This window comes from Dermacoccus sp. MPR-E5, from assembly GCF_058809565.1.
Map to the genome: position 1 here is coordinate 154,104 of NZ_JBXASS010000002.1, position 12,842 is coordinate 166,945.

At 69.0% G+C, this 12,842-nt stretch carries 7 protein-coding genes; 3 read left to right on the forward strand and 4 right to left on the reverse strand.

The genetic code is table 11. The annotated features are described in order from the left end of the window. Positions 1-111: 111 nt before the first annotated feature. A complete protein-coding gene (locus AC1RS9_RS01980; RefSeq protein ID WP_115296410.1) occupies positions 112-1,209 on the forward strand; it encodes a co-chaperone YbbN in 1,098 nt (365 codons plus the stop codon). 178 nt (positions 1,210-1,387) lie between these two features. On the opposite strand, the gene pgm is transcribed toward AC1RS9_RS01980, so the two are convergent. The 4 genes from pgm to AC1RS9_RS02000 all read right to left on the reverse strand — a co-directional run bounded on the left by pgm (position 1,388) and on the right by AC1RS9_RS02000 (position 11,702). Continuing rightward, positions 1,388-3,034: a phosphoglucomutase (alpha-D-glucose-1,6-bisphosphate-dependent) gene (pgm, locus tag AC1RS9_RS01985; protein WP_473956879.1), complete on the reverse strand. Its 1,647-nt coding sequence runs from the start codon at positions 3,032-3,034 to the stop codon at positions 1,388-1,390. A 135-nt stretch (positions 3,035-3,169) separates the two neighbouring features. Further along, a complete protein-coding gene (gene glgB, locus AC1RS9_RS01990) occupies positions 3,170-7,678 on the reverse strand; it encodes a 1,4-alpha-glucan branching protein GlgB (RefSeq protein ID WP_473956881.1) in 4,509 nt (1,502 codons plus the stop codon). Beyond that, entirely contained in the window at positions 7,678-9,498 is a 1,821-nt protein-coding gene (treS, locus tag AC1RS9_RS01995; protein WP_006945942.1) for a maltose alpha-D-glucosyltransferase, read from the reverse strand. Before treS ends, glgB begins: the two co-directional genes overlap by 1 nt. Before the next feature lie 2 nt (positions 9,499-9,500). Then, positions 9,501-11,702 carry an alpha-1,4-glucan--maltose-1-phosphate maltosyltransferase gene (locus tag AC1RS9_RS02000; protein ID WP_473956901.1) on the reverse strand — a complete coding sequence of 734 codons (2,202 nt, stop codon included), beginning with the start codon at positions 11,700-11,702 and terminating at the stop codon, positions 9,501-9,503. Between the two features lie 154 nt (positions 11,703-11,856). On the opposite strand from AC1RS9_RS02000, the gene AC1RS9_RS02005 reads away from it, so the two are divergent. After that, entirely contained in the window at positions 11,857-12,222 is a 366-nt protein-coding gene (locus tag AC1RS9_RS02005; RefSeq protein WP_074040758.1) for a hypothetical protein, read from the forward strand. Further along, positions 12,222-12,719 carry a hypothetical protein gene (locus AC1RS9_RS02010; protein ID WP_083603948.1) on the forward strand — a complete coding sequence of 166 codons (498 nt, stop codon included), beginning with the start codon at positions 12,222-12,224 and terminating at the stop codon, positions 12,717-12,719. The genes AC1RS9_RS02005 and AC1RS9_RS02010 overlap by 1 nt, the downstream gene beginning before the upstream one ends. The last annotated feature ends 123 nt before the right edge of the window (positions 12,720-12,842 follow it).

A 12,842-nucleotide genomic window follows, 5' to 3' on the forward strand; every position in this document is an offset into this window, starting at 1 on the left:
GCCGCGGAGTGACGGTCCGACCCGAGGGACGCGCCTCGCCACGTGCGGCCAGGTGTTCGCTGTGCGCGATCATGCGTCGCCCGCCCCGGCGCGCCCTGCAACAATGAGGGCATGTCGAATCAGCCGTTGAACGCCGCGTCGCTGCGCGGTGCCGTTGACCTGTCCTCGCTCAAGAAGCCGCAGGGTGGCGCTCCTGCCGGGCGCCCCGCATCGGCCGCTGGCGCACCGACCGGCAACGCCGGCGCTGCGGCGCCGGCAAACGCGCCGAGCGCTGCGAATCCCGGGCAGGCCCCCATGCCGCAGGGCGCCGACGACGCCGTCATCGCCGAGACGTTCCGTCACGACGGTCTTGTCGTCGACGTGACAGCCGAGAACTTCCAGGGCCTCGTGCAGCAGTCGGTGCAGCACCCCGTCATCATCGCGATCTGGGCGGGTTCGCAACCGGCGTCCCTGGCGCCCGTCGCTTCGCTCGCGCGCGCGGTGCGCGCGCAAGAAGGGCGCGTCCTCATGGGCGTCGCCGACCTCGACACCGCGCCCGAGATCGGTCAGGTCTTCGCTCAGCTTTCGCAGCAGGCCGCGCAGCAGGGCCAGCCGGGGCAGATTCTCGCGGCGGCCTTCGTCCAGGGCCAGCCGATCCCGATTCCGCCTGTCGTCGAAGACGCGCAGACGCGCGAGCTCGTCGACCAGATCGTCCAGATCGCTGTGCAGAACGGTCTTGCGGGCCGCGTGGCGAACTACGACCCGAACGCAACGGGCCAGGCCGGCGCTGAGGGCGGCGAGCAGGCCGAGCCCGAGCTGCCGCCGCTGCACCAGCTCGCGTACGAGTCGATCGACAAGGGCGACTACGACGGCGCCATCGCCGCGTTCGAGCAGGCACTGACGGAGAACCCGAAGGACGAGGAGGCGCGTCTCGCCCTCGGCCAGGTCAAGCTCATGCAGCGCACGCAAGGCGTCGACCTCCAGGCTGCACGTGACGCCGCCGCGAAGAACCCGGCCGACGTCACCGCGCAGACGCAGGTCGCCGACCTCGATGTCCTCGGTGGCCACGTCGAAGACGCGTTCGCGCGTCTCGTCGACGTCGTCAAGGCGACCTCCGGCGACGAGCGCAACGCCGCGCGCGAGCACCTCATCGGGCTGTTCGACGTCGTCGGCGCCACCGACCCGCGCGTCAAGAAGGCACGCACGGCGCTGATGTCGGCGCTGTACTGACAGCCCCGACGGGCCGGGCGACGTCTGGCAACGACGCACTGACCCCTTGCGTGCAAGTGCCCCGGGTGCACTTGCACGCAGGCACGTAGCCGCCCTGCTGTCGGCGGTGGGTGACGGACACGAAGGGCTCGCTCCACCCGGAGCGAGCCCTTCGTTCGTGTTGTGACGGAAGCGAGCCTCAGTTGCCCAGGGCTGCCGCGACGACGTCCTTCGCCTCAGCCTGCACCTGTGCAAGGTGTTCGGGGCCCTGGAACGACTCGGCGTAGATCTTGTAGACGTCCTCGGTCCCCGACGGGCGCGCGGCGAACCAGGCCGAATCAGTGACGACCTTGAGGCCGCCGATTTTCGCGCCGTTGCCGGGCGCCTCCGTGAGCTTTGCGATGATGGGCTCGCCGGCCAGCGTGTCCGCCGTGACGGCCTCGGGCGTCAGTGCACCGAGCTTGGCCTTCTCCTCGCGCGTGGCGGGGGCGTCGACGCGCGCGTACGCGGGTTCGCCGTGCTTCGCCGTCAGCTCGCCATAGAGCTGCGACGGCGACTTGCCCGTCGTCGCCTTGATCTCCGAGGCGAGCAGCGCGAGCAGGATGCCGTCCTTGTCCGTCGTCCAGACGGAGCCGTCGAAGCGGCAGAACGACGCGCCCGCCGACTCCTCACCGCCGAACGGGCCCGAACCGTCGAGCAGGCCCGGCACGAACCACTTGAACCCGACGGGCACCTCGACGAGCGTGCGGCCGAGGTCATCGGCGACGCGGTCGATCATCGAACTGCTGACGAGCGTCTTGCCGATGAACCCGTCCTGGCGCCACTGCGGGCGCGCGCCACCGTAGAGGTACTGGATCGCGACCGACAGGAAGTGGTTGGGGTTCATGAGCCCCGCGTCGGGCGTGACGATGCCGTGACGGTCCGAATCAGCGTCGTTGCCCGTCGCGATGTCGTACTTGTCGCGCTCGCCGATGAGCGACGCCATCGCGTTGGGGGAGGAGCAGTCCATGCGGATCTTCTCGTCCCAGTCGAGCGTCATGAAGCGCCACGTCGGGTCGACGAGCGGGTTGACGACGGTGAGGTCGAGCGCGTGACGCTCCGCGATCTCACCCCAGTACGCGACGGCCGCGCCGCCGAGCGGGTCGGCGCCGATGCGCACGCCAGCGCGCTTGATCGCGTCGAGATCGACGACGTTCGGCAGGTCGTCGACGTACGTGCCGAGGAAGTCGTAGCGCTGGACCTTGCCCATCGCCTGCGTCAGCGGCACGCGCTTGACACGCTTGAGCCCGTCACGGATGTGCTCGTTCGCCGCGGCCGCGATGACCTTCGTCGCGTCCGAGTCGGCCGGGCCACCGTGCGGCGGGTTGTACTTGAACCCGCCGTCGGCGGGCGGGTTGTGCGAGGGCGTGACGACGATGCCGTCGGCGAGACCCGAGCCGTTCGTCAGATCCTTGCCCTTGTTCGCGCACAGGATGGCGTGGCTGACGGCGGGCGTCGGCGTGTAACCGTCACGCTCGTCGATGAGGACGGTGACGTCATTGGCGACGAGCACCTCGATGGCGCTCGCCCATGCGGGCTCGGACAAGGCGTGGGTGTCGCGGCCGAGGAACAACGGCCCGTCGAAGCCCTGCGAGCGGCGGTAGTCGACGATCGCCTGCGTCGTGGCGAGGATGTGCGCCTCGTTGAACGCGGTCTTGAGGCTCGAACCGCGGTGCCCCGACGTGCCGAACGCCACCTGCTGGTCGACGTTCTCAGGGTCGGGCGTCAGCGTGTAGTACGCCGTGACGAGGTGGGGGACGTCGATCAGGTCACGAGGTTCGGCCAACTGGCCCGCGCGGTTGCTCATGCCTTCATCCTGCCCTCTTTGAGCGGCGACGTAAACGCCCGAACCGATGCCTCGAGCGAGGCGGGGCGGACGTGACGAGGCCGGCCGCACCCCTGGCGGGTACGGCCGGCCTCATGCGCTCGATCGAGCGGGTCGTCAGTCGCGCTGACGCGTCTGGTCGGCGGCGTCGCGAGCCTCGTCGTCGGCGCCCCAGCGGCCACCCTCGACGTCCTCGTCAAGGCCGCCACCGGGCGTGCCGGTGATGTCCTTGAGGTGCTCGACGGGCTCGTCACCCGTCTCGTCCTCGCCGGCCGGCGTGAAGGCACGCTCGTGCGCCTTCGACTCGGTCTGCTCGACGTCGAAACCACCCTCGTCCGCGTGGTCGACGGGGTGCGTCGCCGGGACGCCGGTGCGCGAGCGCGCCTGCTGGTCGCCGGCCGCTTCCTGAGCGCCTTCGGCCTGCGCGCCGCCTCGCGAACCGTCGAGCGGCTGATCGAGTGCGCCCGGGTTGCCTGCGGCGTCCTCGAGCGGCGCGCCCGCGATGAGGGCCTCGGACGGCTGCTTGTCGGACGAACTCGTCGCTGCGTTCTGGTCGCTCATCGTGTTCTCCTGTCGTGCCGTTGCGGTGGACGATGAATCGGCGCCACCGGCCTGCTCGGTAGCGGTGTGCGCAGCCACCTGCGTCATGTCGGGGCGCGTCGCCGGCTCGAACCACACGACACCGAGCGGCGGCATCGTGATCTCGGCCGAGTACGGCTGACCGTCCCAGGGGATCTCCTCGGCCTCGACCGAACCCAGGTTACCGACGCCCGAGCCGCCGTACGCCTCGGCGTCGGTGTTGACGATCTCGTTCCACGTACCAAGGTGGGGAAGGCCCACGCGGACGCCGTGGTGCGGGTTGCCGGCGAAGTTCGCGGCGATCGCGACGACGGGGCGGTACCCGTCAGCTTCGGCGGGCGCGAATCGCAGCCACGTGTAGGCGTTGCGGCCCGCGTCGTCGGCGTTGATCCACGAGAAGCCCTCCTCCGAGTGGTCGAGAGCCCACAGGGCCGGGCGCTCGCGGTAGGCGCGGTTGAGGTCCTTCATCATCGCGTGCACGCCGTAGTGCGCGGGCTGGTCGAGCAACCACCAATCGAGGCTGCGACCGTCGGCCCACTCGGCCTCCTGCGCGAACTCCGAACCCATGAAGAGCAGCTGCTTGCCGGGGTGGGCCCACATGTACGCGAGGTAGGCGCGCACGTTGGCGAGCTGCTGCCAGCGATCACCGGGCATCTTGCGCAGCAGGCTGCCCTTGCCGTGAACGACCTCGTCGTGGCTGACGGGCAGCACGAACTGCTCGCTGAACGCGTAGACGAGCGCGAACGTCAGGTCGTGGTGATGATGCTGACGGTAGATCGGCTCACGTGCGACGTAGTCGAGCGAGTCGTGCATCCAGCCCATGTTCCACTTGAGCCCGAAGCCCAGGCCGCCGGTGTCCGTCGAGCGGGTGATGCCCGGCCACGACGTCGACTCCTCGGCGATGATGACGGCACCCGGCGTGCGCTTGTACGCCGTCGCGTTCGTCTCCTGCAGCAGCTGCACGGCTTCGAGGTTCTCCTGGCCGCCGAACTTGTTCGGCACCCATTCGCCGTCCTTGCGGGCGTAGTTGAGGTACAGCATCGAGGCGACACCGTCGACGCGCAGACCGTCGGCGTGGAACTCCTCGAGCCAGTACAGCGCGTTGGCGACGAGGAAGTTGCGCACCTGCGGGCGGCCGTAGTCGAAGATGTTCGAACCCCACTCGGGGTGCCAGCCCTTGCGCGGGTCCGGGTGCTCGTAGAGCGCCTGGCCGTCGAAACGGGCGAGCGCCCACTCGTCGGTGGCGAAGTGGCCGGGAACCCAGTCGAGGATGACGCCGATGCCCTCCTGATGGAGGCGGTCGACGAGGAACTTGAAGTCGTCCGGGTCGCCGAAGCGGCTGTTCGGCGCGTAGTAGCTCGTGACGTGATAGCCCCAGCTCGGCGGGTACGGGTGCTCCATCACGGGCATGAACTCGACGTGCGTGAAGCCCAGATCCTTGACGTAGTTGACGAGGTGCTCGGCCATCTCGCGGTAGCTGAGCCCCTGACGCCACGAACCGAGGTGCACCTCGTACGTCGACATCGGGCCGTGGTGCGCGTTCGTCTCGGCGCGCTTCGTCATCCACGCGTCGTCGTTCCACTCGTAGTGCGAGCTCGTCACCTTCGACGCCGTCGCGGGCGCCGTCTCCGCGAGGCGCGCCATCGGGTCGGCCTTCGCGCGACGCACGCCGTCGCTGCACAGGATCTCGAACTTGTACGCGGTGCCCTCGCGCACGTCGGGGACGAAAAGCTCCCACACGCCCGACTCCCCGAGCGTGCGCATGCCGTGGCCGACACCGTCCCAGTGGTTGAAGTCGCCGACGACGCGCACGGCCTTGGCATTGGGCGCCCAGACGGCGAACGCGGTGCCCGTGACGTCACCCTTGATGCTCGGGTAGGTGCGCACGTGGGCGCCGAGGACGTTCCACAGCTCCTCGTGGCGCCCCTCACCGATGAGGTGGAGGTCGATCTCGCCGAGGGTCGGCATGAAGCGGTACGGGTCGTCGCCGCGGTGCTCGCTGCGGTCGTCATACGTCGTGATGACGCGGTAGTCGGGCATGTACTCACCCGCAATCGCGCCGGCCCAGATGCCGTCGTGCTCGTGCGTGAGCTCGAGCACAGTCTCGCCCATGTCGATGACGACGCCACGCGCCATCGGGCGCACGACGCGGAACGTGATGACGCCGTTCTCGACATGCGCGCCGAGCACACGGTGCGGGTCACGGTGCTCACCGGCGACGACGGCGTCGAGTTCGCTCACCTCGACGCGCGACGGCGCGACGGCGGGCGAGGCGGCGCCGAGGGCGCTCGCGTCGGTGGTAGAAGCGTTGCTCGTCTCACCGGCGGCGCTCAGGCCACCGCCAGAACCCGCGTCGCTCGCGGCCGCCTCGGGCTTGTCTCCCGCAGCCGCGACGGTCGTATCACCCGTCGCGGGTGCGCCCTGCGGCGCGACGAGCGGAGCGGCGCCGGAAGCGTCGGCATCCTGCGTCGAGACGAGGGGAGCGCCGTTCGTGTCGGACGGGCTCATCGAGGCAGGAGTGGGCGTCGTGCTGTCGTCGGAGGTCATGGTGCTCCTTTCCGCGGCGCCGGTGGGCGCGGCGTCGTCCTCGTCGGCGGGCGTCATCGTGGGCGCCTCGCCGTGGGTCGCGGACGAGTCGGTGGAGGTGGTGAGGATGCGGCCGACGGCGTCGGCGGGGATGCTCAACCAGTCGGGGCGGTTGCGGGCCTCGTACGAGCACTCGTAGAGCGCTTTGTCGAGCACGAACAGGTCGAGCAGGTCGCGGTCGACGGCGCCGAGTTCGCTCTCGTAACCGGCGAGGAAGGCGTCCTGAGCGGCGCTGACCCACGCGCGGCGGTCGCCGTCGGCGCCGGCGATCTCGTTCTCGATCGTGCCACCGGCGTAGTCGAACGAACGCAGCATGCCCGCGACGTCGCGCACGGCGACGTCTGGTGCCGAGCGCTCCTCGAGCGGACGCAGTGGCTCGCCCTCGAAGTCGAGCAGGACCCACCCACGCCCGCGTACGTCGAGCACCTGGCCGAGGTGGTAGTCGCCGTGGATGCGCTGGAAGCGCGGCCACTGCGCGCTGCGCCCGGCGTCGATGCGGTGGGCGATCTGCGTGGCGCGCTCCGCGAGCTGCGGCGCGTCGTTGAGGGCCGCTGCCGCTCGCTCGTGCATCTCGTCGACGAGGGCATCGACACGGTCGGTGTCGGCCTCGACGCTCGGCAGCACCTCGGCGAGGGTGCGGTGCACCTGCGCCGTCGTACGACCGAGTTCGCGGGCGCCGTCGGTGAAGTCACGGTTCTCGCGAGCCGCGTCGAGGGCCTCACGCCAGGCGTCCCGCACGTCGGGCAGGAACTCCTGCGCGAACGCGAGGTCCGCGACGAGCTGCTCGCGAGAGTGACGCCCCTCCGTGTACGAACCACTGAGAGATGCCAGCAGCGCCGGCACGTGCGTGTTGCCCGCGCTCGTCAGGGCCCCCGTCACCTCGATGTCGGGGTTGGCGCCGACGTTGAGCACACGGAACAGCTTGGCGATGAGCTGCTCGCCGTCGTCGAGGGTGTAGATGATCGACGTGTTCGACTGCTCGCCACGCAGCACCGTGGCGCTGCGCATCGCGGCGAGATCGGCGCTCTGCGGACCGGGCCGGCCTGCGACGCTCATCTCGACGACACCGTCGCTGCGCTCGGCCTGCGTTCCGCCCGACGCCATCGTCGCGAGCAGGACGGCGGCGAACACCGGGTCGTGCGGGCCGTCGTAGACGTAGCGCGTGCCGAGCGCGGAGTGCTCGATCGTGCCGATGAAGGCGTGCTCCAGCTCCGGCGCGCGCTCACCACGGTAGGTGACGGGCACCTGGTAGGTGGTCTCGTGCTCGGCGTCGAGATCGCGCAGGAACAACACCTCGAGGCCGACCTCACCTGCCGGGTCCTCGAAGCGGAAGGCACTCACCTTGCGCAGGTGCGGCTCACGGCCCTTGGCCTGGAACCAGCGCTGCGTCGCCACCCACGGCGTGAGCAGTTCGAGCTTGCCGGGTGACAACGTGGCGCCGGAGTGGATCTCGGCGACCATCAGAGGTCCTTTCCCTCAGCGTCCGAGGTGGTGTCGTCCTTGAACTCGTCGAGCACCTCGGAGGCGTTGGCCTCCGGGGTACCGGTCGCGGCGGGCAGCGCGTCGTCGGCGCTGACGTCGGACTCGATCGCCAGCCAGTAGAAGCCGCGCGAACCGAGCATGACGGTGACCGTGCCGTCCTCACCGATCTGACCGAAGCCCTGACCGCCGAAGATGTCGGTGAGCTTCGCGCCGGCGAACTTGGCAGCGACCTGCACCCGGGCGCCCTGCGGGCGCGAGCTCAGGTTGTTGATGCACAGCAGGTGCTTCGTCGTCGTGTTCTCGGCCTTCGCGTCCTCGTCCGACATCGAGCGCGTGAACGCGAGGACGGCGTCGTTGTCGGCCGGGGCGACGACGAAGTCGCCCATGCCGAACGCGGGGTAGCGCGAACGCACCGAGAGCATGCCGCGCGTCCAGTGCAGCAACGACGCGCTCGAGGCCATCTGCGCCTCGACGTTGACGTTGTTGTGGTGGTACACGAGGCTCTGGATGACCGGCAGGTACAACTTGCCCGGGTCGGCCGTCGAAAAACCGGCGTTGCGATCCGGCGTCCACTGCATCGGCGTGCGCACAGCGTCACGGTCGTCGAGCCAGATGTTGTCGCCCATGCCGATCTCGTCGCCGTAGTACAGGCACGGCGAGCCGGGCAGCGACAGCAGCAGGGCGTTGATCAGCTCGATCTCGGCGCGACTGTTGTCGAGCAGCGGCGCGAGGCGACGACGGATACCGACGTTGGCGCGCATGCGCGGATCGGGGGAGTACCAGCCGTACATCGCGGCGCGCTCCTCCGGCGTCACCATCTCGAGCGTCAGCTCGTCGTGGTTGCGCAGGAAGGTGCCCCACTGGGTGCCCTTGGGGATCGGGGGCGTTTCGGCGAGCACGTCGATGATGGGCGTCGCCTTCTCCTCGCGCAGCGAGTAGTAGATGCGCGGCATGACGGGGAAGTGGAAGCACATGTGGCATTCCGGTTCTTCCTCGGTGCCGAAGTAGTCGACGACCTCGTGCGGCATCTGGTTGGCCTCGGCGAGCAGGACGCGGCCGGGGTACTCCTCGTCGACCATCCGGCGCAGTTCGACGAGGAACTCGTGCGTCTTCGGGTGGTTCTCGCCGTTGTGCCCCTCCTCCTCGAACAGGTACGGCACGGCGTCGAGGCGGAAGCCGTCGATGCCCATGTCCATCCAGTACCGGACGATGTCGAACATCTCCTCCTGCACGGCCGGGTTCTCGAAGTTGAGGTCCGGCTGGTGGGAGAAGAAGCGGTGCCAGAAGAACTGACGACGCACCGGGTCGAAGGTCCAGTTCGACTCCTCGGTGTCGACGAAGATGATGCGCGCGTCCTCGTACTTCTCGTCCGTGTCGGACCAGACGTAGTAGTCGCCGTACGGGCCTTCCGGGTCCTCTCGGCTCGCCTGGAACCACGCGTGCTGGTCGCTCGTGTGGTTCATGACGAAGTCGGTGATGACGCGGATGCCGCGCGCATGCGCCTGCGCGACGAGCTCCTGGAACTCGGGCAGCGTGCCGAAATCGGGCAGCACCTGCTTGTAGTCGGCGATGTCGTATCCACCGTCGCGCAGCGGCGAGGCGTAGAACGGCGGCAGCCACAGGCAGTCGACGCCGAGCCACTGCAGGTAGTCGAGTCGGGCCATGAGGCCCGAGAAGTCGCCGGATCCGTTGCCCGTCGAGTCGCTGAAACCGCGCACGAGGACTTCGTAGAACACGGCCTTACGGAACCACTGCGGGTCGTGCTTCAGACCCGGCTGGTGCAGACCAAGACCTTGCATGCTCAGAACTTCCTCACGTGGATGATGTGGACGTTTTCGGCGTCCGGCCCGAGCCGGACGAAGTTGTGCTCGCCCCAGTGCCAGGTGGCGTCGCTCAGCAGGTCGTGCGCGACGAACCCTTCGTCCCCACGTAGTCCGAGCGCGCCCATGTCGAGGTGCACCCAGGTCTCGCGCGTCGCGTGCGGGTCTGTGTTGGCGATGACGATGATCGTGTCCTGGCCGCCGTTGGCGCCGTCTCCGATGTCGCGGCTCTTGGAGAAGACGATGAAGTTCTCGTCGTCGACGCCGTGCCATCGCAGGTTGCGCAGGTGCTCGAGCGCCGGGTGGGCGCGGCGGATCTCGTTGAGCCGGCGCAGGTACCAGTCGATCGACTGGCCCTCCTTGGGCCCGCCGGGGGCGTAGTCGGCCCAGCGACGGTCCTTGAACTGGTACTTCTCGTTGTCGTTCTGCTCCTGGGCGCCGGGGCGCGCCACCGACTCCATGAGCTCGTACCCGGCGTAGATGCCGTAGGTCGGCACGAGCGTGGCAGCCAGCGCCGCGCGCAGCTTCCAGGCCGCCGGGCCGCCGTACTGCATGTACGGCGTGAGGATGTCGTGCGTCGTCGGCCAGAAGCTCGGACGCATGTAACTCGCCGTGTCGCCGATGAGTTCGTCGAGGTACTCGCGGATCTCCCACGGCTGGTGGCGCCAGGCGTAGTACGTGTAGCTCTGCTGGAAGCCGATGCGGCCGAGGTTGTGCATCATCGCGGGCTTCGTGAAGGCCTCCGCGAGCCAGATCACCTCGGGGTGGTCCTTCGCGACGTCGGCGATCAGCCACTGCCAGAACTCGACGGGCTTCGTGTGCGGGTTGTCGACGCGGAAGATCGTGATGCCGTGGTCGATCCACACCTGGATGACGCGACGCACCTCGGCGTAGATGCCGGCCGGGTCGTTGTCGAAGTTGAGCGGATAGATGTCCTGGTACTTCTTCGGGGGGTTCTCCGCGTAGGCGATCGTGCCGTCGCTGCGCGTGGTGAACCACTCCGGGTGCGAGGTGACCCAGGGGTGGTCGGGCGCGCACTGCAGCGCGATGTCGAGCGCCACCTCGAGGCCCAGTTCGTTCGCGCGGGCGACGAACGCGTCGAGGTCGTCGAAGTCACCGAGCGACGGCTCGATGGCGTCGTGACCGCCGTCCTTCGACCCGATGGCGTACGGCGAACCAGGATCCTCCGGGCCAGCCGTCAACGTGTTGTTCGGGCCCTTGCGGTTGACCTCGCCGATCGGGTGGATCGGGGTGAGGTAGACGACGTCGAAACCCATGTCGGCGACGGCGGGCAGACGCTCGGCGGCGGTGCGCAGCGTGCCCGAGACCCACTTCTGCGTCTCCTCGTCGAAGTGAGCACCCTCGGAGCGGGGGAAGAACTCGTACCACGCGCCCGTCAGCGCCAGCTTGCGCTCGACGAGCCAGGGGTAGTCGCGGCTGGGGGAGACGAAGTCGCGCAGCGGCAGCCGCTCGAGCACGTCCTTGACCTCGGTAGACGTGCCGGCCGCGAGACGCTCGTCGTCGCTGCGCGAGGTGTCGCGCAGGGTCGTGACGGCGTCGCGCAGGACGCGCTCGTCAGCATCGTCGTAGGTGTTGGTCGCACACGCGCGCTCGAGCACACGGGCGCCCTCTTCGAACATGACCTCGACGTCGACACCCGCGGCGACCTTGATCGTCGCGTCGTGATCCCACGTCCTGTACGGGTCGCTCCAGCCCTCGACACGGAAGTGCCAGACGCCCTCGTGGTCGGCTTCGGCCTCGCCCGTCCACAGGTCGAGCCCCGGGTTCACGCACGTCATCGGGACGATCCGCTCGACGCCGTGCGGCGACGTCATGACGAGGGAGGCGTTGACGGCGTCGTGACCCTCGCGGAACACGGTGGCGCGCACCGTGAACGGCTCGTCGACGACCGACTTCGTCGGCAGGTTGCCGCAGTCGACGATCGGCATGACGTCGGTGACGGGGATGCGGCCGATGCCGCGCGGTGCATCATCCGCGCGCGCGACGGTGGGTGCGTGCGCGTCCGGTTCGGGACGCTTCTCCTCGGTGTCGGGCGTGTAGCGGCCGGTCTCGGGCGAGGAACTCGCCGGGGTGGACGCGGCGGGTGCGCCCAGGTCGTCGTCACTGGCCGACGTGGCAGTGAGATCTGACGTCAGGGGCTCGGAGTCGGGGAACGGGGGCATCTCACCTGGCTGAGAAACTGTCACGTCCGTCACGCTACCCAATGCCACCGACAACCGCCTCCCGGCGGCGATTTCGTGGACAGTGACACGCGCGGCGAGGTGACGGCGACTGCGTCGCAGGGCTGGTACTCATCGGCGGGACTACGATGTTCGGGTGTTTCTGCCGTTGACCGTCGCGCTGCTCGTGACGACGTGCGTCCTCGCCCTGCTGGCCCTCGTCGCCACCGTCCGCGGACGCCCGATCGACAACCCGATGTTCTACCTGACGATCGCCATCGAGGTTCTTCTCGTCATCCAGTTGATCGTCGGCATCGCGACGTCGGGTTCGGCGGATCCGCACATGAACGTCGGCGTCTTCATCGCCTATCTCGTCGGTCTGATCTTCGTGCTGCCCGTCGCCGGGTTCTGGGCCATCGCCGAACGCGAATCGCGCTGGGGTACAGCGGTGCTCCTCGTCGGCGCCGTCGGCCTCGCCGTCATGATCGGCCGCCTCGTGCAACTGTGGAACGGACACGCCTGATGCCTGAAGCCCCTCGCAAGACCACGAACGCACTTCCTGACGGCGCGTCACCCGTCACCCCCGGCGCGGCGTATTCGACGCCGCCGACGCCCGACGAGTCGGGTTCGCGCGGGCGCGTCAACACCGGGCCGGGGCGCATGCTCGTCGCCGTCTACGGGTTGTTCGCGCTCGCCGCGACGGGGCGCTCGATCATGCAGATCGCGCAGTCGTTCGACAAGGCGCCCGTGCCGTACCTGCTGTCGGCGCTTGCCGCCGTCATCTACATCGTCGCGACGGTGGCGCTCGCGCGCGGCAACCACCCGTCCGTGCGCCTCGCACGGGCGACGATCACCTTCGAGCTCGCCGGAGTTCTCATCGTCGGATTGTGGAGTGTCCTGCAGCCCAGCGCCTTCCACGACAAGACGGTGTGGTCGCACTTCGGCCAGGGCTACGGCTTCGTCCCCCTCATCCTGCCGATCGTCGGCCTGTGGTGGCTGCGCCGCAACGCCACCCGCTGAACCTGCGCCATCCCGGTCACGCTGCGTCCGCAGCCGCGTTCCGTGACGGACGAGCGCCCGCAGCCGAATCACTTGTTGCTCGTTGCGTCGTGCAGCGGCTGTGGTTGACGTCGTCGTGACGAC

Excerpts from the sequence above, each read along its gene's own strand:
- AC1RS9_RS01980 (WP_115296410.1), top strand. The coding sequence starts at position 112 with ATGTCGAATCAGCCGTTGAACGCCGCGTCGCTGCGCGGTGCCGTTGAC.
- pgm (WP_473956879.1), bottom strand. The coding sequence starts at position 3,034 with ATGAGCAACCGCGCGGGCCAGTTGGCCGAACCTCGTGACCTGATCGAC.
- AC1RS9_RS02010 (WP_083603948.1), top strand. The coding sequence starts at position 12,222 with ATGCCTGAAGCCCCTCGCAAGACCACGAACGCACTTCCTGACGGCGCG.
- glgB (WP_473956881.1), bottom strand. The coding sequence starts at position 7,678 with ATGGTCGCCGAGATCCACTCCGGCGCCACGTTGTCACCCGGCAAGCTC.
- AC1RS9_RS02000 (WP_473956901.1), bottom strand. The coding sequence starts at position 11,702 with ATGCCCCCGTTCCCCGACTCCGAGCCCCTGACGTCAGATCTCACTGCC.
- treS (WP_006945942.1), bottom strand. The coding sequence starts at position 9,498 with ATGCAAGGTCTTGGTCTGCACCAGCCGGGTCTGAAGCACGACCCGCAG.